Origin of the sequence: Bradyrhizobium sp. BRP23 (assembly GCF_020194135.1) — a bacterium.
Lineage (GTDB): Bacteria > Pseudomonadota > Alphaproteobacteria > Rhizobiales > Xanthobacteraceae > Bradyrhizobium > Bradyrhizobium yuanmingense.
This window is the reverse complement of the sequence record NZ_JADYVW010000014.1, coordinates 1-25,809: the sequence shown is the minus strand read 5'-3', so window position 1 is coordinate 25,809 and position 25,809 is coordinate 1. Positions and strand designations below refer to the sequence as shown.

Here is a 25,809-nt window from a genome sequence, read left to right as displayed (position 1 = left end):
GGCGTCTCGATTCAATCACTGCTGTCACGGAGTACTGGATCGCCCGGTCAAGCCTGGCGATGACGGTGAGTGTGTGGAGACAGCGCGCGCTATTGCTGCGCGCTGGGCAGCAACTGCGGCAGCAGTCCGCGCGTCACGTTCGGCGGCACGGCGTCGAGGCCGAGCACGGCGCTCGCCGCCGGCAGCGCCGCATCGGCCATCGCGGCATGGCCCTCGGCGCTCGGATGCACCGCGCCGCCATAGACGGCGGAGAGCACGCCCCAGGTCGCATCGTGGATGTCGGTCGGCTGGCTCGCCGCCGGCAGGCCCTGCGGATAGGTCATCGCGGCGAAATAGCTGTCATTGGCGTCGCGGACCCAGCGCGCGCGGGGCAGGTAGGCGCGGTACTCCGAGGCGCCGCGGCCGCACAGCATCGGCTGGCTCGCCGCGCTGACGATGTCGGGATCGAAGCTCTGGCCGTTCGCGGCAAAGCAGCTGCGGTCGAATTCGGGATCGTTGCCGGAACGGGCGCAGAAGCCGTGCTCGGCGAACGCGGCCTGGTGCGCATCGACGAAGGTCATGCGGTCGGCTTCGGGATCGCGGCACAGCGCACCGCGGGTGCAGGTGGCGAGCCCCTTCAGCTGCGGCAGGAATTCGCTGTCGACGAAGGCGGAGACGCGGGAAAGGCGCTGCGGATCGGCATTGAAGGACGGGTGGATGTCGAAGCCGGCCCGGCCGCCGCGGCAGGGCGCGCCGCCGTCGGCGAGCGCAGGGTTGGCATAGGAGACATAGACCACGTGCGAGAGGTCGCCGCCGACCAGCGGCTTCAGCGCCTCGCGCAGCTTGACGAAATTCTGCGGCAGCTCGCGCTGGAGCGCATCGCGGGAATCGTCGACGCTCGCCAACACGCCGGAGCGGCGGAACAGCGCGCGCTCGGTCGCGGTTTCGACGATGACGTCGGCGACGAGGCCGGAGAAATAGACGTCGTTGGCACCGACCGAGAGCAGCACGAGATCGAGCGTGCGATCGGGCTGGCGCTTCTTCGCCGCGGTGACGGCTTCCCGCAGCTCGGCGACCTGCGCATTCACGCTGGTGTTGCAGACGCCGGTCTTGCCGGGCGGGCATTCGCGGGCGCGCTGCGAGCCGAGCAGCCCGTCGCCGATGCTCGCGCCGGTGCAGGCGAGCGGCAGGAAGGTCACGGCGATGTGGGTGTAGCGCACCGCGAGCGCCAGCGCGGTGCGCGCCTGATAGCTGTAGAGCGATCGATGGCACGGCGCATTGAACCAGAGCGCGCTGTAGCGCTGCCAGTTGGCGAGCGTATCCGGCGCCTCGCAGGCGCGGCCGCCCTTGAAGCCGTGGCGGCTCGGCCGGTAGTACTGCGCGCCGGCGGTGCCGAGATAGGAGCGGAAGCAGAAGCCTTCGTCCGACAGCGCCAGCGGCCGGTCCGGATTGCCTTCGCCGGAGGCGATGCTGTCACCGAGACCTGCGATGAAGATGTCGCGGACCTGGATCTCGGTCTGGATCCGCTGGGTCGGATCGGAGCCGGCCGAGACATCGACGGTCGTAACCGTCGGCTTGCCGTAGCGGACACGCAAATTGATCGGCTCGGCGCAGTCGAAGGTCGAGCTCTGCGGGCCATCGCCGTCATCGAACGACCAGGCGCAGGTGGCGCCGACCGGCACCGCGCCGGTCAGGCGCACCGTCACGGGATGGTCGATCGGCGTGATGTAGTTCTCTTTGACGTTGTCGCGGGTGCAGGGCTGGTTGACCCGGCCCTGCAGGTCGATGCAGAGCCGGTTGACCATGTTGCGGGCCCAGCCGCGGCCCTCGCTCTGGAGCTCGAGGGACTGTTCGGCGGCTAGAATGCTGCGGTTACGCGCGTTCTCGACATGGAGCAGGAAGTCGCGCTCCTCGCGGAAGAGCCGGAAGCGGTTACGCACCTCCCAGCTGATCTGCATGGTGCCGGCGTCCTGCGCGGCGGCGCGCTCGGGCAAAGCAAGGATGCCGGCAAGCAGCACGGCGCCGGCCGAGAGGGTGCGAAGGAATACGGAAATCATGGCCCGCGTCTTCAACGGCAAAGTTGAGGCGGAAATAAGAGAGGATTGTGCGCCTGCCCGCAACCTTTGCCTGATGATTCCGAGGGGCCTTGATTGCCGGCGGCGGCTTGATTGCCGGCGGCGCCTTGGGCGGCTCAGCGCTTGCCGGCCTGCCGCAGCAGCCGTTCGCGCTCCATCGGCGTCACCTCCTTGGGCAGGTTGGCCTGCGCGCAGGCTTCCGCCAGCCGCCGCCGCTCCTGCCACGGCGCGACCACATTCGTCCAAAGCTCGCGCGTGCCCATGATGGAGATGGCAAGGCCGAACGGGATCACGAAATAGAGAATACGGAACACCAGCAGCGTGGCCAGAAGCTCCTCGCGGCCGAACTGGGGCAGCGCCACGAGCATGGCGGCATCGAACACGCCGATCGAGCCCGGCGCGTGGCTGGCAAAGCCGATCAGGGTCGCCAGGATGAACACGACCGCGAGCGACATGAAGTCGATCGGCGGGTTGGCCGGCATCAAGAGGTACATTGCCGTGGCGCAGAAGCCGAGATCGACGACGCCGATCAGGATCTGCACCAAGGTCAGCGGCGCCGATGGCAGCACCACCTTCCAGCCCTTCTGGCCGAGCTCACGGCGCTTCTCGCCCATGCAGAGCCAGACCAGATACGCGCCGATCGATGCGAGACCGCCTAGGGCGATCAACCGGTTGAGCGAGGAGGGCAGCTGATCCATCGAGGAGGCCGCGTCCGGATGGATGGCCATGCCGATCGAGAGCACGAAGATGTTACCGAGCCAGAAGGTCAGGCCGGACAGGAAGCAGATCTTCGCGACGTCGATCGCGTTCAGGCCGTAGTCCGAATAGATCCGGAAACGGATCGCGCCGCCGGTGAAGACCGTGGCGCCGATGTTGTGCCCGATCGAATAGGACGTGAAGCTGGACAGCGCCGCGATGCGATAGGGCACGTGCTTCTTGCCGATCGTTCGCAGCGCAAAATAGTCGTAGAAGGTCAGCGTACAGAACGCGAAGAAGACGCAGATCGCCGCCAGCCCGATGTTGCCGCGGGGAATCTCCGTCAACGCGGTCAGGATGACCCCGGTATCGATGCCCTTGAGCGTCCGCACCAGCGTCGTGATCGCAAACGCGATGATGAAGATGCTCGCGGCGACGCCGAGCCGTCGCCAGCCGATCCATCTATTGAAGCCGCGTTTCAACGCGGGCAGCAGTCCGTGCATTCATCCTCCCGGCGGGGGGCAAGACCGACCGGGCCAGACATTGGCCGGTCGGGTGCGATCACGGCCAAAGGCAGGCATCGATCGCTAGGCATGATCCAGCTCATTTAAGGCAAAATCAGCGGCTTGTGCAGCCCTTGACAACAATAGGTTCTGCGTTCGGCGGGCAACTTTGTCATACGCGGTTCATATCGGCGGCGCGTTAAGCATATGAGTCGCGAAACCAGGCTCCATCCGCGCGCTCACCGTGCCGATACGATCTCAGATCCCGGCGCCGTCCGCATTGTTCCAACGCAGAGCCGTATCGGCGTTTTTGGAACGTCGATGCCGCGTGGTCGTTAGCCTCCATCAGCAATCGAACATGGCGGAATACGCGGCTTTTTCGTGCAAGCCGGCGCCTCCGTGTTCCCAAGACCCGAGAGGATCGGAACGATGGGACTGTTCACAAAAGACATCAAGACCATGAACGACCTGTTCGTACATCAGCTCCAGGACATCTATTACGCCGAGCAGCAGCTCACCAAGGCGCTGCCGAAGATGGCGACCAAGGCCACTGATCCGCAGCTGAAACAGGGCTTTTTGACGCACCTCGAGGAAACCAAGCAGCACGTTGCGCGGCTCGAGGAGGTCTTCAAGATGCACGGCGTCCCCGTGAAGGCGGTCGACTGCCCGGCGATCGATGGCATCATCGAGGAAGCCGACGAGACCGCCGGCGAAGTCGCCGACAAGGCGGTGCTCGACGCGGCCCTGATCAATGCGGCGCAGGCCGCGGAGCATTACGAGATCGTCCGCTACGGCAGCCTGATCGCCTGGGCCAAGCAGCTCGGCCGCAACGATTGTGCGGCGGTGCTCGCCAAGACGCTCGAGGAGGAGAAGGCGACCGACCAGAAGCTGACGACACTCGCCGAGAGCAAGGTGAATCTGCGCGCGGCGAGCTGAGTAGAGGAAACTACGAGCGCCGCGCGACGGTCCGCGCGGCGCTTGTGCTTGTTCGCTTCCCGCTGCCGTGGTGCTGCTTCGGTGCGCCGTCGCCAGGATCAGCAATGTGAGCGAACTCGCTCATCTTCCATTCACCACGTCCGGAGCAGGTTTGTAGCCGGTTACCGATCGTCCACCACTGTCGGCTCAAGTGCGGGTCGATAGGGGCCGGCAATGTATCAAGTTCTCTACTGTCTCACCGACGAGCATGACTGGCGACTGGTGGCCCTTGGGGGCGCGGTGTGCCTGCTCGCCAGCGCCGCGGCGATCAGCCTGTTTCAGCGCGCACGCGCGACGCACGGAGCCGGGCGCCTGGCCTGGATCGCCCTGGATGCGGCCGTGAGCGGATGCGGCATCTGGGCGACGCATTTCATCGCGATGCTGGCCTATGGCCCCGGGAGCGCCGGCGCCTACAACATCCCGGTGACAATTCTGTCGCTGATGCTTGCGATCTCCTTGACCTTCGTGGGCCTGAGCATCGCCGTGGCGTCCTCGCGCCCGGTGTGGATCGTCGTCGGCGGCGCCATCGTCGGCCTTGGTGTCGCGGCGATGCATTACACCGGCATGGCGGCGCTGGAGATGCCGGCACGGCTGGATTGGATCGGGAGCACGGTTGCCGCCTCGGTGCTGTTCGGAATCGTCTTCGCAGCGCTCGCGCTGTTCGTCGCCGCGCGAGGTGACGGCATTCGGCATGCGCTGAGCGCGACTGCTCTGTTGACGCTCGCGATCGTTGCCCATCATTTCACCGCGATGGGCGCGGTGCTGCTGACGCCGGACCCGACGATCGCGATCAGCGGGCTCTCGGTCCCGCCGGCCTCGCTGTCGTTCCTGACTGCCGGCGCCGCCGTCGCGATCATCGCGATTGCGCTCGTGGCCGCGCTGCTCGACCGCCGCGCCAAGGGCGAACTGGGCCGCCAGCAGATCGTGCTCGACAGCGCGCTGGAGAACATGTCGCAGGGGCTGTGCATGTTCGACGCGGAAGGCAAGATCATCCTGTTCAACGAGCGCTATGCCGCGATGCTCCGTCGAACCGACGTGCCGCTCGCCGGCCGCTTGCTGGTCGACGTGCTCAGGGAAGAGCAGGCGAAGGGCCAATGGCAGGGCGACGCCGATGAATTCTTCGCCCGCCTCGTCGCCGACGCGCGCGAGGGCCGCACCACGACCGACGTCGTCAACCGGTTCGGCCGCTCCATCCGGGTCGTCAACCAGCCGATGCAGGGCGGCGGCTGGGTCGCGACCTTCGAGGACATCACCGAATGGCTGGAGGCGCAGGCCAAGATCTCGCACATGGCGCGACATGACGCGCTGACCAGCCTGCCGAACCGCGTGCTGTTCCACGAACAGCTCGAGCAGGGACTGCGCCAGACCAAGTCGGGCGACCAGCTCGCGGTGCTTTGCCTCGATCTCGATCACTTCAAGGACATCAACGACTCCCTCGGCCATCCCATTGGCGATGCGCTGCTCAAGGAGGTCGGCCGCAGGCTCGAGGCCACCGTCGGCGAACAGGACACCGTGGCGCGGCTCGGCGGCGACGAGTTCGCGGTGGTCCAGATCGGACGCTCCGAGGAGATCGCCGCGCGATCGCTTGCCGGACGCCTCGTCGAGGTGATCTCGGCGCCTTACCAGATCGACGACCATCAGATCGTGATCGGCGTCTCGATCGGCATCTCGCTGTCGCCGCAGGACGGCAGCAATCCGGACGAGCTGCTCAAGAACGCGGATCTTGCGCTCTATCGCGCCAAGGCGGATGGCCGCGGCACCTACCGCTTCTTCGAGACCGGCATGGATGCGCGTGCGCAGGCGCGGCGCCTTCTGGAAATGGATCTGCGCGCGGCGCTGCAACGCGACGAGTTTGAGGTCTATTACCAGCCGATCCGCGAGGTCGCCAGCGGTCGCGTCGTCGCCTTCGAGGCGCTGCTGCGCTGGAACCATCCGCAACGCGGGCTGATCGCGCCGATCAGCTTCATCCCGCTGGCCGAGGAGACCGGGCTCATCGTTCAGCTTGGTGAGTTCGTGCTGCGCTCCGCCTGTGCCGACGCGTCCACCTGGCCCGACGATGTCGACGTCGCCGTCAATTTGTCGCCGGTGCAGTTCAAGAGCCCGAACCTGATCGCGGCGGTGACAGAGGCGTTGGCCATATCGGGACTCGGTGCGCGCCGTCTCGAGCTCGAGATCACCGAATCCGTCCTGCTCCAGAACAGCGAGGCGACGCTGACGACCTTGCACGAGCTGCGTGCCATGGGCGTGCGGATCTCGCTCGACGATTTCGGCACCGGCTATTCGTCGCTGAGTTATCTGCGCAGCTTCCCGTTCGACAAGATCAAGATCGACCGCTCCTTCGTGTCGGAGCTGGCGACGCGCGAGGATTCCATGGCGATCATTCGCGCCGTGACCGGCCTCGGCCGCAGCCTCGGCATCGTCACCACGGCAGAGGGCGTCGAGAACGACGCGCAGCTCGAGCTGCTCCGGCGCGAGGGCTGCACCCAGGCGCAAGGCTATCTGTTCAGCAAGCCGCGGCCCGCCTCGGATGTCGCGATCATGTTGGAACGGCCGCGGCTGCGCGCGTCGGCTTGAGAGGTCAGCTTCGGCGCAGCGCGAAATGCGCGCCGCAGAACGCCATCACGGCGCCGAGACACAGGGCGGCAAGCCCGGCGAGCACGCCCGAGACGGTCGGGATCGGGCTCGGCGCCGACGCCGCCTGACCCGCTCCCGCAAGCAGCAGCACGCCGACCGCGATCAGGAATTGCCGCATCCGCTGCGGGATCTGTCCGGAGACGGCGCTCTGCATCAGGCTCGCCGTGAAATAGCCGCCGGAGAAGCCGACGGTGGCGATCAGCCACCAGGCGATGGCGGCGCCCGCCGGAATGAACTCATGCGTGTCGGAGCGCCAGAGGCGGCCGAGATCGAGACCGTAGCGCGCGCCCAGCATGTGCACCGCGAGCGCCAGCAACACACCGGAGATCATCGCGGCGCCGAGAATCAGGCGGCGCGGAAAAAAGGTCGTCTCAGCCATGTCTCGCTTGTAGGATGGCCGGGGGCGATCGCGCAAGCCGATCGCCCAAGCGATCGCCCATGGGTTCGTTGACGACATGCCGGGAGCGGAAGCGGGTTCGACCACGAGCTATGCCTACAAGGCCTCGTTGATCGGCTCGGCGCATCGCTTCGAGCTGACGGAGCAGGGGCTGTCCTGGCACATCGCCGGCCGCTCCGGCCTGTGGCGCTATGACGAGATTTCGGCGATCCGGCTGTCGTTCCGCCCGGTGTCGATGCAGCAGCACCGCTTCCGCGCCGATATCAGCCGCACCGGCGGCGGCCGCATCGCGATCCTGTCGACGAGCTGGCAGACCGCGGCGCTGATGGCGCCGCAGGACAACGGTTTTCGCGATTTCCTGATCGAGCTGCATGCGCGGATGGCCAAAGCCGGCAGCCGCGCCGAATTGACCGCGGGCCTCGGCCGCAAAACCTATGCGGCGGTGCTGGCGTTCCTGGCCGTGCTCGCTGTGGCAATGGCGGGGCTGTTGATCCGCGCGCTTCTGACCGGCGAGCTCGCGGGCGTGCTGTTCATCCTCGGCTTCGCCGCGCTGTTCGCCTGGCAGGTCGGCGGCTTCGTGCGGCGCAACCGGCCGCAGAGCTACAGTTTCGATCGCGTGCCGAAGGCCCTGCTGCCCTAAAGCGTTTGCGAGCGAAGTGGGGTCCGGTTCGCGTGAAGAAAACGCGTCAGATGAGAGCTCTACTCGGTCGAGTCGAAATCGTCCTCCTTGGTGCCGAGCAGCGAGACGATGGTGCGCAGGCCGGAATCGAGCTGCTCGGGCGAGGGCGGGGCGAGCGCGAGCCGCACCGCGTTCGGCGCATGACCGTGCGCGATCGCGAAGGTCGAGGACGGCGTCAGCGCGATGCCGCGCCTTGCTGCTGCGGCGACGAAGGTCTGCGAGCGCCAGTGCGGTGGCAGCGTCAGCCAGAGATGATACGAGCGCGGATCGGCGGCGAGCTGGTAGCCGGAAAGCAGCCGTGCGGCGGTCTGCTGTCGGCGCGCGGCATCGATGCGTTTCAGCCGGGTCAGCTCGGCGACGGTGCCGTCGGCCATCAGCCGCTGCCCGGCCGCGAGCGCATGGCCGGAGGCGATCCAGCCGCCGGTCCGCACCGCGCTCATTACATTCTCGCGCAGATGCGGCGGCGCGACGAGGATGCCGAGCGCGAGCCCCGGTGCGACCTTCTTGGACAGGCTGTCGAGCACGATGCAGCGGTGGGGCCCGAGCGCCGCCAGTGGCGTGTCGTCGGCGAGGAAGCCGTAGACGGCGTCCTCGATGATGGTGAGATCGAGCTTCTCGGCGACGCGCATGATGTCGGCGCGCCGCGTCGCGTTCATGGTGACGCCGAGCGGGTTCTGGATGATGGGCTGCAGATACAGCGCCGACAGATGCGCCTCGCGATGGGCCTTCTGGATGGCGTCGGGCCGCGCGCCGAACTCGTCCATGGGGATCGGGACCAGCGTCACACCGAGCCGCGCGGCGATGCTCTTGACGTAGGGATAGGTCAGCGCCTCGACGCCGCAGCGGCCGCCGGTGGGCACCAGCGCGGCAAGCGCGGCCGCGAGCGATTGCTTGCCGTTGGCGGTGAAGAAGATCTGCTCGGGCTGCGGCGAAAAATCCTTGCGTGCGAGATAGGCAGCGGCGGCAACGCGGGCGCTCTTGGTGCCGGTGCTGGTCGAAACGCGCAGCGCGGATTCCAGCGCGTCGATGCGCTCGAGCCCCGCGAGGCTCTTGGCGATCATCGCCCATTGCTGCGGCAATAGCGGGTAATTGACCTCGAGATTGATGCGCGCGTCGGCCGGCTCGCGCATGGTCTCGACTTCACGCCTGACGTCGCCGGAGATGAACGTGCCGCGCCCGACCTCGCCGACCACGAGGCCGCGGCGGAGCAATTCCGTATAAACCCGGCTCGCGGTCGAGACCGCGATGCCGCGGTCATAGGCAAAATTGCGCTGCGGCGGCAGCCGGTCGCCGGGCCTTAACGTGCCGTTAGTGATATCGGCCGCAATGGCATCGGCGAGCTTCACGTACTCGAACTTGGACATATTGCACCGAGAGCAATGTTTTGCTTGCTCCGAGGAGTGTACTGGAGCATTTAAGTTCCATCAAGTTCCGCGATTGCGCCGAGGAGAGCGAGAGCAATCCGACGGCAAATGAGGTGCAGGCGCCCGCAAGCGTCCGCGCCAACGGCACCTGCTTCGCCGCGCGGGACGATAGGCCGGAGAAGAAGAATGACCACGATCTCGCAAACTGCCGGGCGGACCTTACGCCCATCCTCATCGGGCGGATTTTTCAGTGCCCTAGCCCTGCGCCTCACCGCGCTGTTCGACCGCCTGGAGCGCCGCTCCGCCGTCAAGACCCTGAACGAGCTCGACGACCGCGCCCTGCGCGACATCGGCATCACGCGCAGCCAGATCGAGGATGCCGTGTACGGACAGTTCAAGACCGAGCTGTCGCGGTATCTGTGATACTCGCGTGTCCCGGACGCGCTGCAGCGTGAAACACTGCTGCGCAGAGCCGGGATCCAGCGGATCGCACTCGCTGACGCATGGGCCTCGGCTCTGCAGCGCATCACTTCGTGCTGCGCAGCGTCCGGGGCACGGAAGCGCGAGTGTGGCACGCAGCTGCCTCTACGTCATTGCGAGCGCAGCGAAGCAATCCAGGCTGTTGCCGCGGAAAGACTCTGGATTGCTTCGCTTCGCTCGCAATGACGGAGTCTGCTGCCCTTCAATGCCTCACCACCAGCACCGAGCACTTGGCGTAGCGCACGACGTGGCCGGCGTTGGAGCCGAGGAAGTAGGTGCGCATCGCCGGGCGGTGCGAGGTCATCACGATCAGATCGGCCTTGATGTGCACGGCCTCCTCTAGAATCTCGTGATAGATGCCGCCCTGGCGCACCACGCTGGAGATGCGGGACGGCTCGATGCCGGATTCGCGGGCGACGATGGCGAGGGCCTCTTCCGAGGTCTGGCGCTGCTGCTCGTCGAAATCGGCCGGGACGTACTCGGCCAGCATCACCGGCGTCATCGGCAGCACGTTGAGCAGGCGCACGGTGCCGCTCCAGGTCTGCGACAAAGTCGCCGCGGTCGCGATCGCCGGCTTGGCGAGATCGGTGTCGGCGAGGTCGATGGGCACGAGGATGGACTTGAACATCTGCGCCTCCCTGTGAACCAGGCTGAACCAACCGGTCGAGACGGCGCCCGCGCGTCTAGCCCGATCGAAGCAGCTTGGGGCTGACGAACAGCACCAGCTTGCCGCGGCGGTAGGCCACGTCATCCCAATCCTTGACGTCAAAGTCGAAGATCGCAAGCCCCGCTGTGGGCAGGTTGTCGCCGAGGGTCTTGGCGCCATCGGGATCGCCGCCGCCGATCAGCATGAGCGCGACCTCGTGCATGCCGGGATTGTGGCCGATCAGCAGCAGCCGCTTCGGATCGGCCGGGGCGGTTGCGGTGCGAATGGTGTCCAGGATCTGCGCGGGATCGGCGCCATAGAGTTCCGGCAGGACCTCGACCTGCGGCGCCGGGACGCGGTCCTTCATCGCCTCCCAGGCGATGTCCCAGGTCTGACGGGCCCGCACGGCGTGGGAGACCAATACGGTATCGGGGAAGGGCGGATGGGCCGCGATCCAGTCTCCCATCCGCGCGGCATCCTTGTGGCCGCGGTCGTCGAGCCGGCGGTCCTGGTCACGGCCGCTCGGTGCGTCGGTCTCGGTCTTGGCGTGACGCAGCAGCATCAAACGGCGCATGGCATTCTCGAATCGTTCCACGTCCAGGATAATCTACAGGCGCCGGTTGAGGACAAGGTGACAAGGGCCCGCACAGTCCTCTAAGAAAACTGCATGAGCGAGACTTTCACAAGCGTGTCCCAGGAAGAAGCCGGCTTTCGCGACCGCGTGCGGCTGTCGTTCGATCTCGATGCCGACATTTGTGTGATCGGGGCGGGCTTGGCCGGGCTTACCGTGGCGCTGGAGGCGGCCCGGCTCGGGGCCAGTGTCGCGGTGCTCGAGGGCCGGCATATTGGCTGGAACGCCTCCGGAAACCAGCTCGGCACCGTGATGCCGGGCTTTGCGCTGCCGCTCACGGACCTGATCGAGCGCATCGGCTTGGAGGACGCCCGCGAATTGTGGACCCTGTCGAAGCAGGGCGCCGAGTTCGTCCGGGCCAACGCCAGCGAAGAGAGCATGCCGGGGATCGGCCTCAGCGACGGCGTGCTGGAGGTCTCCAATGTCGATGCCGGCGACCGGCTGATCAGCCGGCTGCAGATGCTGAACGAGGATTTCGATACCGAGGTCGAAGGCTGGCAGGTCGACCGCGTGCGCGAGGCGCTCAAGTCCGATCATTACTTCCACGGCGTGTATTATCCGAAAGCGTTCCAGGTCGACGGCCGGAAATACGTGCACGGCCTTTCGGCGCTGGCACGGCGGGCAGGCGCCCGCATCTTCGAGGACACGCCGGTCGTCAGCATCGATCATTCCGGCATCCGCAAGCGCATCGTCACGCCCTCGGCGCGGCTGCGGGCGAGCCACATCGTGCTCGCCGGCAACATTCATCTCGGCGCCCCCTCCAAGCGCCTGTCGGAGACGTTGCTGCCGGTCTGGCGCTATGCCGGCGTGACCGCGCCGCTCGGCGAGCGCCTGCACGAGATCATCGCCTTCAAGGGATCGGTGATGGATTCCGACGGTGTCGATCATTTCCGGCTTGTCGACGGCGACCGGCTGATGTGGGAGAGCCCTGAGACCACCTGGGCCGCGCGTCCGCAGCGCTTCGCCGGCGCCATCAAGCGGCGGATCCGGACGATCTTTCCCGAGCTCGGCAATGTCGAGATCACCGACATCTTCGGCGGCGCCACCGGCCAGACCGTGCACGGCATGCCGCAGATCGGCCAGCTGCGCAAAGGCTTGTGGGTGGCGAGCGGGTTCGGTCGCCAGGGCATGAACACCTCCGCCATGGCCGGACAGATGATCGCGCGCAGCATTTTGCGGGGCGATGAGCGCTGGAAGCTGTTCTCGCCGTTCGAACTGGTCTGGGCGGGCGGCGCCACGGGGCGCGTCGCCGGCCAGCTGGTCGGGATCTGGGGCAGGGCGAGCTCCGCCGCCGCAGGTGCGCTCGCCCGCTATCGCGAGCGCGCGAGGGTCAAGGACAGGCAACGCGAGGCCCGCCTCGCCGAAGCCAACCGCGCCGCCGGCACCGGTCCGCGCCGAGCGCCGCCCGGCGTGCGACCCCGACCGGCGCCACCGCTGAAAGCCGCGGTCGGCGCTGCGGAACCGGTCGTGCACGAGGATCGCGTCTCGCAATAAGTTGAGCGAAATTCCGCTCCGACGTGTAACTTCGGCCGGCAGAAGCCCGTATCTCAGGGCGTGGACTTCCCGCGCACGGAGAATGACATGCTTGACCGCCGCATCCTGCTCACGACTGTCGCCGGCCTGTTCGGCCTTTCGGCCTTGCGCTGGCTGAGAGGAACACCTGCCGAGGCCGGCGAGAAGGCCGCGCAAAAGTTCGAGATCACGAAGACGGAAGCCGAATGGCGGGCTCAGCTCACGCCGCAGCAATATGAGATCCTGCGCAATCACGGCACCGAGCGGCCCGGCTCCAGCCCGCTCTTGAAGGAGAAGCGCAAGGGCATCTTCGCCTGCGCCGGCTGCGACCTGCCGCTGTTTACGTCGGAGACCAAGTTCGAGAGCGGCACGGGCTGGCCGAGCTTCTATGCGCCGATCGAAGGCAATGTCGGCAAGACCGAGGACCGCAGCTACGGCATGGTCCGCACCGAGGTGCATTGCCGGCGCTGCGGCGGCCATCTCGGCCATGTCTTCGACGACGGCCCGAAGCCAACCGGATTGCGCTATTGCATCGACGGTTTCGGCTTGGTCTTCCACCCCGCGGCGGCGTCGTAGGATCTTTCTCCCTGTCATTCCGGGGCGGTCCGCAGGGCCGAACCGGGAATCTCGAGGTTCTCAGGTGCGCAATTGCGCACTTGGATTCGATGCTTCGCACCGCCCTCTAACGACAGGATGCCCCGGCAATTGTTGCCGGTCCCGGCAAATGTGCCCCGGTCGTCAGACCGGGGCTTTTTCATTAAGTCATTGATTTCCTGAAGATATCCGTATTGGCATAGGCCTTGCGACGTCTCTTTCCGATTGCGGCCATGGTCGACCGGCCGCCGAGATCGGATTTGGAGACAAAGTTATGGGTATCTTCGATGCAATGAACACCTCGGTGGGTGGCCTGCAGGCGCAGTCCTTCGCGCTGCAGAACATTTCCGGCAACATCGCGAACTCATCCACCACCGGTTACAAGGGCATCGGCACCAGCTTCGTCGACCTCATTCCGGACTCCTCGGTCCCGAGCAAGCAGGTGGCAGGCGGCGTGCAGGCCAACGCCAAGGCTACCATCACGACGCAGGGCACGATCTCGTCCTCCAGCGTCGCCACCAACATGGCGATCACCGGCGACGGCTTCTTCTCGATCCAGAAGGCGAGCGGCGTCGTTGACAACGTGCCTGTCTTCACCGGGGTGACCTACTATACGCGGCGCGGCGACTTCCAGCTCAATGCCAACGGCAACCTGGTCAACGGCGCCGGCTATTATTTGATGGGCGTCACCGTCGACCCGAAGACCGGCAACCCGACCGGCAGCGTGGCAAACGTCCTGCAATTCCAGAACAACTTCATTCCGGCGCAGGCGACGACCTCAATCCAGTACGCGGCGAACCTGCCGACCCAGCCGAACACGGTGGCGAAAACCACGGCCTCGACCGGCACCTTGCTCGCCGCCGGCGGTCTCAACCCGTCCGATTTCGCCGCCAACCCGCTGCCGGTCGGCACGCCGCCGGCGCCCTATGCCAACGCGACCGTCTCGGGCGCGGCCGCAACCGGCAACATCCGCTCGGCTTATTCGTCAACGACGGCCACCGGCACGGTTGCGCTCCAGAACAATTCCTCGGCGGTGGCTTCGACGACCACGTCGCTCGACAATACCGCCGGCACGCATCTGGCCTCCAGCATCCTCACCGCGCTGAGCGGCCAGACGCTGACAATCAACGGCAACACCATCACCTTCAACGGCGGCACCACGGTCTCGACCGTCGGCAACAACACCACGATCGGTCTCGGTGCGGGTACGACGGCGACTGTGGCCGACATCCTGAACGCGATCCAGACGGCCGGCGGCGCCGGCGTCACCGCTTCGCTCTCGGTCAGCGGCAATATCCAGATCGCGACCGGCACCGGCACCGACGTCGCGATCGGCAGCGGCACGGCCGCCACCGCGCTCGGCATCAGCAGCGTGACGCGTGGCGGCAACGTGCTGTCCTCGCCTGCAATCTCCGGCGCGACGGTGCTGAGCGGCTCGGCCACCGCCGGCGGTGCCCAGGTGCTCACGTCGGGCTTTTCCCCCGGCGACACCATCACCGTCAACGGCCAGACGCTGACCTTCATGGCCTCGGGCGCCTCGGGTGCGAACCAGATCAACGTCACCGACAACATCACGACCCTGCTCGGCAAGATCGACGCGCTCTCCGGCGCCTCGGGATCGTCGGTCAGCAGCGGCGGCGTGATCACGCTGAACACCGGCACCGTCTCCAACCTGACGGTCTCGAGCTCAAACAGCGCGGCCTTCTCCGCGCTCGGCTTCACCTCGACCATCACTAGGAATCGCGAGGGTGGCGGCACGGCCGGCACCGGCGGCGTGATCGGCAACGACATCGCCACCTTCACCAAGGAATCGATCAGCGGCGGCGCGGTGACCGCCTACAACGCCGCCGGTACGCCGGTGAACCTGCAATTGCGCTGGGCCAAGACCGACAGTGCCTCGCTGGGCGCGGGTCATTCCGACAGCTGGAACCTGTTCTACCAGACCGACCCGAACGCGACCGGCACGACGGTCGGATGGGTCAATACCGGCCAGACCTTCACCTTTGCCGCCGACGGCTCGCTGACCTCGCCGAGCGGCTCGGGCATCACCATCAACAAGGTCACCGTCAGCGGCCAGTCGCTCGGCTCCGTCGCCTTCAACATCTCCTCCGGAGGGCTGACGCAATATGCCAGCACCAGCGGCGCGGTGACGATCAACACCATCACCCAGAACGGCTACGCCGCCGGTCAGCTCCGATCGGTCGCCGTCAACAACAACGGCGTGGTGGTCGGCACCTTCTCCAACGGCCAGAACCTCAACCTCGCGCAGGTGCAGCTGTCGCATTTCAACGGCACCAATTATCTGAAGGCGATGGACGGCGGCGCCTATGCCGCGACCGAACAATCGGGTGACGCCATCGACGGCGCTTCGGGCACCATCAGCGGCTCGTCGCTGGAGGGATCCAACACCGACATCGCCGACGAATTCACCAAGCTGATCGTGACCCAGCAGGCCTATTCGGCCAACACCAAGGTGATCACGACGGCAAACTCGATGGTGCAGGATCTCCTCAACGTGTTGCGCTGATCGGCGCGTGACGTAACAAAGGCGGGCCAGTGATATGGGTTTGAGTTCAGCCCTCGCCAGCGCGATGAGCGGTCTGCGTGCCAACCAGGCCGCGCTCTCGATCGTCTCCTCGAACGTCGCCAATGCGCAGACGCCGGGTTACGTCGTCCAGACGCCGAACCAGATCGAGGTCACCACCGGCGAGTTCGGCGCGACGGCGATGACGACCGGCGTCAGCCGCCTGCTCGACACCTATGTGCAGAACCAGCTACGGACCGAGACCGGCGGCGGCGGCTACGCCGACCAGATGGCCAACATCCTGAAGCAGCTTCAGAATGTCTACGGCACGCCCGGCAATTCCGGCACGCTCGAAAGCGCGCTGAACAAGTTCACCACGGCGCTGCAGGCGCTGTCGACCAGCTCGGGTGCGTCGTCGGCGCAGACCGTGGCGCTCGGGGCGGCCCAGGCGCTCGCGACGCAGCTCAACGTCACCACCAAGGGGATCCAGTCGCTGCGCTCCAACGTCGAGCAGGATCTCAGCAATTCGGCGCAGGCCGCCAATGCGGCCATGAAGCAGATCGCCGACATCAACACCAGGCTCCAGGGCCTATCGGCCAACGATCCCTCGGCCGCAACGCTGATGGACCAGCGCGACCAAGCCATCAACACGCTGTCGAAATATGTCGACGTCCGCGTCACCACCGACAATTCGAACCAGGCCAACATCTACACCACGACCGGCATCCAGCTGGTCGGCGCCGGGCTCGCCTCGGAATTCTCCTTTGCCTCCGCCGGCGCGCTGTCGGCAACGTCGCTCTACAACATCGACCCTGCCAAGTCCGGCGTCGGCGCGTTCAACATCAAGCTGCCGAACGGCTCGCAAGTCGACGTCGTCGCCAACAACGTGGTGTCGTCCGGCCAGATCGCGGCCGACCTGAAGCTGCGCGACGACATTTTGGTGCAAGCGCAGAACCAGATCGACCAGCTCGCCGCCACGATGGCGAGCGCGCTGTCCGATAAGACCACGACGGGCAGCACGGTCACCGGCCCGCCGGCCGGCTTCGATATCGAGCTTGCCGGTGCGCTGCCGGGCAACACGGTCAACATCACCTATACGGACACGGCGACCAACACGCAGCGCCAGATCACGCTCGTCAACGTGACCGACCCCGCCGCGCTGCCGCTCCAGAACGCGACCAACGCCAACCCGATGCGGATCGGCGTCGACTTCGCCGGCGGCATGGGCGCGATCGCCTCTGCGCTGAACACCGCGCTGTCGGGCACGCATCTGTCGTTCTCCGCCGCCCCGTCGCCGGCGACCGCCACGACGCTGCGGGTGACCGACGACAACACCGGGCTTGCCAAGGTCGGTTCGGCCTCGACCACCAAGACGATCTCGTCGCTGACCTCGGGCAATCCGCAGCTGCCGCTGTTCACCGACGGCGGGCAGGCGCTCTACACCGGCGCAATCACGGCGTCGGGCTCGCAGATGACCGGTCTTGCCGGGCGCATCGCCGTGAACACGCAGCTCGTGACCGATCCGACACGGATGTCGGTCTACAATACCTCGCCGGTGACGCCCGCAGGCGACACCACGCGTTCGGACTATCTCTACTCGCAGCTCACCAGTGCAGTGTTTTCCTATTCGCCGCAGAGCGGCCTCGGCTCGGCGAGCCAGCCTTTCACCGGCAGCGTCTCGAACTTCCTCCAGCAGTTCCTGAGCGTGCAGGCCAACGCCGCGACCCAGGCGACCCAGCTCCAGCAAGGCCAGAGCGTCGTGGTCTCGACGCTCCAGGCCAAGTTCGACTCGACCTCCAAGGTCAACCTGGATTCGGAGATGTCGAACCTGATCCAGCTTCAGAATGCCTATGCCGCCAACGCCCATGTCATGTCGGTGGTGCAGACCATGATGAACACGTTGATCCAGGCTCAATTGTAAACAGTAACAGGGCTCCGAAAGATGGCGATCAGCAGCATCAACTATTCTTCGTCGATCCTCGGCGCGCAGATCCGCAACATCAATCAGCAGCTCACCGACCTCTCGACGCAGCTCTCGACCGGCAAGCTGTCGCAGAACTATGCCGGCATGGGGACGAACGAGGGCTTTGCGATCGCCGGGCGCGCGCAGCTCTCCAACATCGCCGGCTATACCGACACGATCACCAACGTCAACGTCAGCATCAACCTCGCCAACACCGCGCTGCAATCGCTGACCAAGATCCGCAGCACGGTGCAGACCGGCTCGGCCTCTACCGCGCAGGACCTCAACGTCAACGGCCAGACGATTGCCCAGAACACCGCCGCCGCCCAGTTCGGCTCGATGGTCGGTGTCCTCAACACGCAGACCGGCAGCCGCTATCTGTTCTCCGGAACGGCAGTCAATACCCAGTCGGTCGCCGATGCCGGCGACATCATTAACGGCACCACGACACAGGCCGGCTTCAAGACCGTCATGGCCGAGCGCCAGGCCGCGGACCTAGGGACCAGCGGCATGGGCCGCCTGGTGCAGACGCAGCCGACGGCAAGCTCCGTGCAGGTGTCGGAGGACGTCGCCGGATCGCCGTTCGGCCTCAAGATCAAGGCGGTGTCCTCGACGCTGACAGGCGCGACCGTCACCGGCCCGAGCGGCTCGCCGGTGTCGTTCTCGGTCGATCTCAACGGCGTCAATCCGAACAACGGCGACAAGCTCAGCATTCAGTTCACCCTGCCGGACGGCACGACCGAGCAGATCGACCTGACGGCGTCCTCGGCAACGCCGACGCCGCTCGGCAGCTTCGCGATCGATGCGAGCACGCCCGTCAACCCGAACAATACTGCTGCGAATCTCAACACGGCGCTGAACACCGCGATTCAGAAGCTCGCCAACACCTCGCTGGTGGCGGCATCGGCGATCGTTGCGGGCGACAACTTCTTCAACACCGCGAGCTCTGCGATCGGCACCCCCGTCAACAACCAGGCGGCGCCGGCGGCCCCGGTCACCGGCGCGACGGCGCTATCGGGCGCGAGCCCCTCGGACTCGATCTCGCCGGGCTTCGTCGCAGGCGATACCATCACCGTCAACGGGACCACGCTGACCTTCGTGGCCTCGGGCGCGACCGGCAACCAGCTCAATGTCACCGACAGCATCCAGACCCTGCTGAGCAAGGTCGACGCGATCACCGGGACCTCGAAGCCTTCGACGGTCCATGGCGGCTCGATCACGATCAACACCGACGATGCGGCGAGCCTCAACATCACGACGTCGAACACCGGCGCGCTGAGCGCGCTCGGGTTCAGCTCGACGCCGGTGACCGCCACGCAGCCGCCGCTGCGCGTCGGCTCCTCGCCTGCGAGCTCGGCGACCACGCTGGTGAACGGCTCGGCCAATACGGTGAAATGGTATTTGGGCAATGACGGGCCCGGCTCGGCGCGCTCGACCGCGATGGCGCGGGTCGACGATGCCGTGACGGTGCAGTACGGCGCCCAGGCGAATGAGGATGCGATCCGCCGGCAATTGCAGGCGATCGCGGTGTTCGGCACCTTCTCGACCTCGCCGACCGGGCAATATTCGGGCGGGCAGGTCTCGGCGCTCAGCCTGCGGGTGACCCAGGCGCTGACCCAGCAGCCCGGACAGCAGCGCATCGAGGACATCCAGACCGACATCGCGATGGCCCAGAACACGATGAAGGACGCGAGCACGCGCCAGACCCAGGCCAAGGCGCAGCTCCAGACCATCATTGACCAGGCGGAATCGGCTTCGCCCGACCAGGTCGCGAGCGAGATCCTGGCGCTGCAGAACGCCCTGCAGGCGTCCTACCAGGTGACCTCGAACCTGGCGCAGCTCTCGCTCGTCAAGTTCCTGTAATGAAGCGTTAAGACGCCGTTAACCATGCCTGTTTACCTCTTGGTGAGGATTGCAAGCGGGGGCGGAGCGGTCGATGTCGGACAAGATGCAGCTGGTGGTGGCGACGCCTTGCTTCGGCGGGCAGGTGTCGAGCATCTATGCGAGCTCGATCTTCGCGTTGCAGCGGGCCGTGCACGGCATGTCCAATCTCGAGCTCAAGGTTCTCTTGCGCGACGGCGACGCGCTGATCACCCGTGCGCGGGCCAACCTGGCCGCGATGTTCCTGGACGATCCCAAGGCGACGCATTTCCTGTTCATCGATGCCGATATCGGCTTCAAGCCGGAGCAGGTGTTCCGCCTGATCGAATGCGGCGCGGACGTCGTCGCCGGCTGCTATCCGATCAAGCGGGTCAACTGGGACAAGGCCGCGCGGGCGATCCAGTCGGGTCGGGGCGACGTGCCGGCCGCCTCGCTCGACTACGTGCTCGAGATCGAGGATCCCGACCGCATCGTGGTGGTCAACGGATTCACCCGCGTGCGCTATGCCGGCACCGGCTTCCTGATGATCCGGCGTCACGTGCTGGAGGCGATGTGCCGCCACCCCGACTACGCGAACCTCCAGTTCTTCCGCGAGCATTCCCATGATGCGCTGGCGGCGAGCCGGAACCGGTTCGCGCTGTTCGAATGCATGATCGATCCGGCGACCGGCACCTATCTGTCCGAGGACTTCGCCTTCTGCAAGCGCTGGACCGATATCGGCGGCGAGATCTGGGCCGACATCCAGAGCCCGCTCGACCACGTCGGGCCGTCGGTGTTCCATGGCGACATCGCCTCGCAATTCGCAGCTGCGCCTGCGGCGGCCGATGCCGCGGCGTGAGCCTTTCGGGATGAGCGGCGGCCCATCCCCTCGGCCCGAGATGCAACGCGCCGCCGACGGCGGCTCGCGTTATCGCCTGCGCGACCTCTTCACGCCGCTCGACACGCTGCTCGTTTCCGGCGGAGATCCGCGCCTGGCGCTCGATCCCACCGGCCGCGCCAACGCCTATGGCTGCCCGGCTTCGCCGGAGCCGGAGGTGTGGAATTTCGCCTCCTCGACCGCGTCGACGATCTCGCAGGCGGCCTATGACCGCGCCGCGCTGGCGCGTGAAGAGCTGATGCACAAATGCCTGCTCGACGAGGTCGAGCTCGCTTTCGATGCACGCTGCGAGGACATGCGCCACGAGCTGCGCGGTCATCTCCAGCTCTCGCCGCGCGTCGACGTGGTGTTCTCGCCGTCCGGCACGGACTCCCAGCTCCACGCTCTGTTCCTGGCGCGCACGATGCTCGGCGCGCGGCCGGTGACGATCGTGGTCGGCGCCGACCAGACCGGCAGCGGCACGGCCCATACCGCGCGTGGACATCATTTCAGCACCCTAACGGCGAGCGGCTTTGCGGTTCGCAAGGACGGCGCGGTCGCGGGGCTGGCCGGCGCCGGCATCTCGCTGCCGTTGCGCGCGCCGGGAGCCGGAATCGCGATGCGCACGGACGCCGATGAAACGGTGCTGCATGCCGTCGAGGCCACGATCGCGCAAGGCGCGCCCGTGCTGCTCCAGATCATGGATTCCTCGAAGCTCGGATGGCGTGCGCCGAGCACGGCCTGCCTCGACGAGATCGCGCGGCGCTGGCCGCGTAAGGTCCAGATCGTCGTCGACGCCTGCCAGGCCCGGCTCGGCCGCCAGCGGCTGCGCTCCTATCTCGACCGCGGCTATATGGTGCTGATCACCGGCTCCAAATTCTTCGGCGGACCTGCCTTTAGCGGTGCACTGCTGGTGCCGAAGGGCCTGTCGCGGTCGCTCGACCGCGTCGAGGGGATCGCATCTGGAATCCGTGACTACGCCGGCCGCTGCGATTGGCCGATGGCTTGGACGGCGCTGCGTTCGCGCTTCGAGCGCCGTCCGAATTTCGGTCAATGGCTGCGCTGGGAGGCGGCGCTGACCGAGATCGGCAGCTACTACGGCGTGCCCGGGGCCTTCCGCGCCGGGATGCTCGCCGAGCTCGCTGCCGGCATCGACAGCATGATCGCATTGTCGCCGTCGTTGCACGCTGTTTCGGCCGCGACCCATGTGGCCGGCATCGACGACGAGGAATTCGCGCAACCGACCATCTTTCCGTTCACGCTGCTGCGCGACGGCAAGCCGGTTTGTGTTGCCGAGACCGCTTCTGTTCATCGCGCGTTGGCGCGTGATGTCAGCCAAGAGATCAACGGCAGCACGGGGGACCGTCAGGTCGCCGCGCAGCGCTGCCTGATTGGCCAGCCGGTGCGGCTGGAGTGGCAGGACGAGACGCCGCAGGCCGTGCTGCGCCTCTGCGTCGGCGCGCGGCTCGTGGCTGAGGCCTGGTCGCCGGACAGGGCGGAGGCGCAGCGCAACGTGCAGCACCTTCTCGACCAGATCGCCCACGTCCTGGTGAAGATCGAGCTGCTGCTCGCCGGTGGCGCAGCGGCCGTGCCGGTAAAGTCCGCGTTCGAGGTGTGAGATGCAGCATCCGGTTTCCCCGCCGATCGGCCTGACCGCGGCGAACTATGCCGACCGCATCGGCTTTGCGCAGCTGACGCGCAGGGCCTTCGAAGGCGTCGATCTGCATCCGTTGCGCGATCAGCTCGTCGCGCGCATCGCGGCGGGGACCGCGCTGGCGGGCGAGGGGCTGGACCTGTCGTTGATCACCCAGCTGCTGGGTGACAAGGATCGGGGGCTTGCGATCCAGTCCGAGGTGCTGGCCTTCCATCAATTGTTCCGAACGCCCAGCGCAGCTCCGAAGTCGGGCCTGCGCCTGCTCGCGCTTGCAGCCGACATCGACATGGGCGGCAACACGCCGATCGATTTCCTGCTCGAGGGCTCCGATGTCGAGCTGTTGACTCTCTATGTGATCAAGGGCGTCGGTTTGCCCGAGACTTTGCCGGAGCACGACGTGGCCATCGTGGTCGCGTCCGATTCCGAGGAATGCCGTGAGGCGCTTGCGCTGATCGAAGGGGCCGCGCCGCACTGGCCGCGGCCGCTGCTCAATCGACCCGATCGCATCGGCAATCTCGATCGCGACAAGCTGTATCGGCTGCTAACGGACGTGCCCGGCCTCGACATTCCCGCGACCATCCATGCAACGCGCGCGCAATTGTCGGACCTCGCGCAGGCGCGGATCGCATGCGAGGACATCGCAGGCGAATTGCACTTTCCGATGATCGCACGGCCGCGCGGTTCGCATGCCGGCGTCGGGCTCGCGAAGCTCGACGATGCGGCGGCTCTGGCGGCCTATCTCGCCGAACGGAAAGAGCAGGACTTCTTCGTCGCACGCTTCGTCGATTATGTGAGCCCCGATGGGCTCTACCGCAAGTATCGCCTCGCCATGGTCGACGGCAAACCGTACGCGTGCCACATGGCGATCGCCGACCGTTGGGACATCTGGTATCTCAACGCCTACATGGCCTTCAGCGAAGAGAAGCGGGCCGAGGAAGCCGTCTTCATGCGCGACTTCGATCATGCTTTCGGCGAGCGCCACAGAAACGCGATCGAGGAGATGAGCCGGCGCGTCGGCCTCGATTATTTCATCGTCGATTGCGCCGAGAACGCGAACGGCGAGCTTCTTGTGTTCGAGGCCGACAACACCGCCGTCGTGCACAACATGGATTCGCCGGTCGTGTTTCCGTACAAGCCGCCGCAGATGCGCAAGATCTTTTCCGCGTTCACGGCGATGCTGTTGCGGCATGCGAAGACGGGCGCGGAGAGCGCAGCATGAACGAGATCATCCGCAATACGCAAAGCTCCGTCGCGAATACCCCGCTAGATCCGCAGGACTGGAGCGAGTTTCGCGCGTTGGCCCACCGCATGCTGGACGAGACGATCGACGGCATTGCCAACGTTCGGGCGCGCCCCGTCTGGCGGCCGATTCCCGATGACGTGCGCGCGGCCTTCAGGGCGGACGTGCCGCGCGAGGCGAGCGACCTCGCGGAGGTCTATCGCGAATTCTCCGAGCATGTTGCGCCCTATGCGACCGGCAACGTCCATCCCGGCTTCATGGGCTGGGTGCATGGCGGCGGCACCGCCGTCGGCATGCTCGCGGAGATGCTCGCCGCCGGCCTCAACGCCAATCTCGGCGGACGCGACCACATGCCGATCGAGGTGGAGCGCCAGATCGTCGAGTGGATGCGCCGCCTGTTCCTCTTTCCCGAGAGCGCAAGCGGCATCTTCGTCACGGGCACGTCGATGGCCAATCTGATGGCCGTGCTGGTGGCACGCACCACCGCGCTCGGCACGCTGGCGCGGCAGCACGGCATCGGCAATGACGGTGCGCTGCTCACGGCCTATACGTCACAGGCAGCGCATGGCTGCATCTCGAGGGCGATGGACATTGCCGGGCTCGGCACCGATGCGCTGCGCAAGATCGCCGTCGATGCCGATCATCGCATCGACGTTGGCGCATTGCGCGCACAGATCGCCGTCGATCGCGAGGTCGGCTTCAAGCCTTTCCTGGTGGTCGCATCCGCCGGCACGGTCGATATCGGGGCGATCGACGACCTCAGGGCGATCGCTGCGTTGTGCCGCGAGGAAGGAATCTGGTTTCACGTCGACGGCGCTTTCGGTGCGCTCGCAATCCTGTCGCCGGAGCTTGCGCCGCTGCTCGGCGGCATCGAGCTTGCGGATTCAATCGCACTCGACTTCCACAAATGGGGGCAGGTGCCGTATGACGCTGGCTTCCTGCTGGTGCGCGACGGCGAGCAGCATCGGCAGGCCTTCGCGCAGCCGGCGGCCTATCTGAGCCGCGAGGCGAGGGGGCTTGCGGCGGGCGCGGTCTGGCCCTGCGATCTCGGCCCTGATCTGTCGCGCGGCTTTCGTGCGCTGAAGACGTGGTTCACGCTGAAGACGTTCGGCACCGACCGGCTGGGCCGGGCAATCGCACGAAGCTGCGCGCTCGCCAAATATCTGGAGGCGCGTGTGCTGGCCGAACCACGGCTGGAATTGCTGGCACCGGTCAATCTCAACATCGTCTGCTTCCGCTATCGCAGCGGCGATGCGGTCAATCGGGAGATCGTCGCCGACGTCCAGGAGTCCGGCATCGCTGCGCCATCGAGCACGACACTGGACGGAAAGTTCGCGATCCGCGCCGCGATCGTCAATCACCGCACCGAGGAGGCGGACATCGATGCGCTGATCGCAGCCGTGCTGCAGTTCGGTGGACAGCGGAGCGGCGGAGTGATCGAGGTCGACGCGCCACCGCTCGTAGCGCAATAACTTGACGAACGTCTGAAACGACAACGGCCCCGGAGGCGATCCGGGGCCGTTGTCGTTGGCGCGAACGCCTGTATCAGGCGGCGGTGCTGACGTCGTCCTTGTCGGCTGCCGCCTTGGGATGAGTGGCCTCGAACTGGTTGCGCAGCTTCTCTTCATAGGCGATCAGCTTGCGGGCTTCCTTCAGCGCTCGGTAGAGGTCGCCGTTCAGGATGTTGTTGTTGATGCCTTCGATGATCGGCCAGGAGCTCGGCACCGCGGTGACGATGTCCCGCACCAGGTTGAAATAGGTGCCGTGCTGGGTCTGCGGATCCGGGGAGATGTACATGAGCTGGACCGCCAGATAGACGAGCTTGGCGGGTGTGTCGGCGGTCTCCGGCGTGAGGATGTCGCGCTCGCGCAGGATCGGCACGTTCTCGCCATCGATCAGGAGGCGGGCCCGCTGGTCCGTGTTGGTGATCACGGAATTGCCGACGATGATGCGTTCGTGCGGTTTGAGCTCGACCTTGAGGGCCATTCCTGTTCTCCATCAACGCTTTCGTAACCGAGCGTTCGTTGCGGCCTATCAGGACGTGATTCTCGCTCGCAACTAGTTAACGAGCTGTAAATTTGAGCCATCCCCGCCAAAAAGCTCAATGCTTTCAAGGACAGGATTGGCGCGGTGGTGCTGCTAGGCGCGTCGCTTCCGAGGCCGAATCACGTGTGACCGGGCAAAAGCGCGGGTTTCATTTCATGTTTCGTTAGAGGTCTCGGCGGCACGGTCCGCCGTCGCTGGGTCCATCGCGATCCAAGCAGACGTGTAACAGTAGCGTCGTTTACCAGAAAGGTAACAGAGTCATGTCAGGCATCGTCCTCTCCGCATCGGTTCGTCAGAACCTGCTCTCCCTCCAGTCCACCGCTGATCTTCTCGCCACCACGCAGAACCGTCTCTCGACCGGCAAGAGCGTCAACTCGGCCCTGGACAATCCCACCAACTTCTTCACGGCCCAGTCGCTCGACAACCGCGCCAGCGACATCAACAACCTGCTCGACGGCATCGCCAACGGCGTGCAGGTGC

General features: G+C 66.1%; 20 protein-coding genes and 1 pseudogene. 14 read left to right on the top strand and 7 right to left on the bottom strand.

Annotated features, from left to right (window positions below; all coding sequences use genetic code 11):
• Positions 1–89: 89 nt before the first annotated feature.
• Both I6F24_RS29680 and I6F24_RS29675 read right to left on the bottom strand, forming a co-directional pair.
• Positions 90–2,036, bottom strand: coding sequence for a hypothetical protein (locus I6F24_RS29680; protein WP_036030196.1), 1,947 nt, complete (start codon positions 2,034–2,036; stop codon positions 90–92).
• A 134-nt stretch (positions 2,037–2,170) separates the two neighbouring features.
• The gene (locus I6F24_RS29675) at positions 2,171–3,253 is read right to left on the bottom strand and encodes a YbhN family protein (protein ID WP_036030193.1); all 1,083 of its coding nucleotides are present in this window, start codon (positions 3,251–3,253) and stop codon (positions 2,171–2,173) included.
• A gap of 429 nt (positions 3,254–3,682) precedes the next feature.
• Between I6F24_RS29675 and I6F24_RS29670 the strand changes: the two genes are divergently transcribed.
• Positions 3,683–4,189 (top strand): ferritin-like domain-containing protein, encoded by a 507-nt coding sequence (locus I6F24_RS29670; RefSeq protein ID WP_036015620.1) that lies wholly within the window; start codon positions 3,683–3,685, stop codon positions 4,187–4,189.
• Between the two features lie 213 nt (positions 4,190–4,402).
• Positions 4,403–6,802: an EAL domain-containing protein gene (locus I6F24_RS29665; RefSeq protein ID WP_036030191.1), complete on the top strand. Its 2,400-nt coding sequence runs from the start codon at positions 4,403–4,405 to the stop codon at positions 6,800–6,802.
• 4 nt (positions 6,803–6,806) lie between these two features.
• Here I6F24_RS29665 and I6F24_RS29660 read toward each other — a convergent pair whose 3' ends face one another.
• Positions 6,807–7,241: a hypothetical protein gene (locus I6F24_RS29660; protein WP_036015623.1), complete on the bottom strand. Its 435-nt coding sequence runs from the start codon at positions 7,239–7,241 to the stop codon at positions 6,807–6,809.
• A 76-nt stretch (positions 7,242–7,317) separates the two neighbouring features.
• Here I6F24_RS29660 and I6F24_RS29655 point away from each other — a divergent pair, with 76 nt between their 5' ends.
• Entirely contained in the window at positions 7,318–7,899 is a 582-nt protein-coding gene (locus I6F24_RS29655; RefSeq protein ID WP_036015625.1) for a hypothetical protein, read from the top strand.
• A gap of 59 nt (positions 7,900–7,958) precedes the next feature.
• Here I6F24_RS29655 and I6F24_RS29650 read toward each other — a convergent pair whose 3' ends face one another.
• On the bottom strand, positions 7,959–9,302 hold the full coding sequence (locus tag I6F24_RS29650) for a PLP-dependent aminotransferase family protein (protein WP_036030188.1): 1,344 nt from the start codon (positions 9,300–9,302) through the stop codon (positions 7,959–7,961).
• 186 nt (positions 9,303–9,488) lie between these two features.
• Here I6F24_RS29650 and I6F24_RS29645 point away from each other — a divergent pair, with 186 nt between their 5' ends.
• Entirely contained in the window at positions 9,489–9,725 is a 237-nt protein-coding gene (locus I6F24_RS29645) for a DUF1127 domain-containing protein (protein WP_036015631.1), read from the top strand.
• Positions 9,726–9,984: 259 nt separating this feature from the next.
• Here I6F24_RS29645 and I6F24_RS29640 read toward each other — a convergent pair whose 3' ends face one another.
• Positions 9,985–10,410: a universal stress protein gene (locus I6F24_RS29640; RefSeq protein ID WP_225114197.1), complete on the bottom strand. Its 426-nt coding sequence runs from the start codon at positions 10,408–10,410 to the stop codon at positions 9,985–9,987.
• 55 nt (positions 10,411–10,465) lie between these two features.
• Positions 10,466–11,002 carry a histidine phosphatase family protein gene (locus tag I6F24_RS29635; protein ID WP_036015636.1) on the bottom strand — a complete coding sequence of 179 codons (537 nt, stop codon included), beginning with the start codon at positions 11,000–11,002 and terminating at the stop codon, positions 10,466–10,468.
• Positions 11,003–11,095: 93 nt separating this feature from the next.
• Between I6F24_RS29635 and I6F24_RS29630 the strand changes: the two genes are divergently transcribed.
• The 9 genes from I6F24_RS29630 (at position 11,096) to I6F24_RS29590 (ending at position 24,755) form a co-directional block, all read left to right on the top strand.
• Positions 11,096–12,553 carry an FAD-binding oxidoreductase gene (locus I6F24_RS29630; protein WP_225150670.1) on the top strand — a complete coding sequence of 486 codons (1,458 nt, stop codon included), beginning with the start codon at positions 11,096–11,098 and terminating at the stop codon, positions 12,551–12,553.
• 87 nt (positions 12,554–12,640) lie between these two features.
• Positions 12,641–13,147, top strand: a complete 507-nt coding sequence (gene msrB / locus I6F24_RS29625; protein WP_225114199.1) for a peptide-methionine (R)-S-oxide reductase MsrB — start codon at positions 12,641–12,643, stop codon at positions 13,145–13,147.
• Positions 13,148–13,439: 292 nt separating this feature from the next.
• The gene (locus I6F24_RS29620; RefSeq protein WP_225150672.1) at positions 13,440–15,692 is read left to right on the top strand and encodes a flagellar hook-basal body complex protein; all 2,253 of its coding nucleotides are present in this window, start codon (positions 13,440–13,442) and stop codon (positions 15,690–15,692) included.
• Between the two features lie 34 nt (positions 15,693–15,726).
• Entirely contained in the window at positions 15,727–17,610 is a 1,884-nt protein-coding gene (gene flgK / locus I6F24_RS29615) for a flagellar hook-associated protein FlgK (protein ID WP_225114201.1), read from the top strand.
• A 21-nt stretch (positions 17,611–17,631) separates the two neighbouring features.
• Positions 17,632–19,515, top strand: a complete 1,884-nt coding sequence (locus I6F24_RS29610) for a flagellar protein (protein WP_225114202.1) — start codon at positions 17,632–17,634, stop codon at positions 19,513–19,515.
• A 73-nt stretch (positions 19,516–19,588) separates the two neighbouring features.
• On the top strand, positions 19,589–20,371 hold the full coding sequence (locus I6F24_RS29605; RefSeq protein ID WP_225114203.1) for a hypothetical protein: 783 nt from the start codon (positions 19,589–19,591) through the stop codon (positions 20,369–20,371).
• Between the two features lie 10 nt (positions 20,372–20,381).
• Positions 20,382–22,007 (top strand): hypothetical protein, encoded by a 1,626-nt coding sequence (locus I6F24_RS29600; protein ID WP_225150674.1) that lies wholly within the window; start codon positions 20,382–20,384, stop codon positions 22,005–22,007.
• 1 nt (position 22,008) lies between these two features.
• Complete coding sequence (locus tag I6F24_RS29595) at positions 22,009–23,262, top strand: hypothetical protein (RefSeq protein ID WP_225150676.1); 1,254 nt, start codon at positions 22,009–22,011, stop codon at positions 23,260–23,262.
• Positions 23,259–24,755, top strand: a complete 1,497-nt coding sequence (locus I6F24_RS29590; protein WP_225150679.1) for an aspartate aminotransferase family protein — start codon at positions 23,259–23,261, stop codon at positions 24,753–24,755. The genes I6F24_RS29595 and I6F24_RS29590 overlap by 4 nt, the downstream gene beginning before the upstream one ends.
• Positions 24,756–24,828: 73 nt before the next feature.
• Here I6F24_RS29590 and flbT read toward each other — a convergent pair whose 3' ends face one another.
• On the bottom strand, positions 24,829–25,269 hold the full coding sequence (gene flbT, locus I6F24_RS29585; RefSeq protein WP_036015664.1) for a flagellar biosynthesis repressor FlbT: 441 nt from the start codon (positions 25,267–25,269) through the stop codon (positions 24,829–24,831).
• 320 nt (positions 25,270–25,589) lie between these two features.
• On the opposite strand from flbT, the pseudogene I6F24_RS29580 reads away from it, so the two are divergent.
• Positions 25,590–25,809 (top strand): annotated as a pseudogene (locus tag I6F24_RS29580) (flagellar protein); the annotation flags it as partial.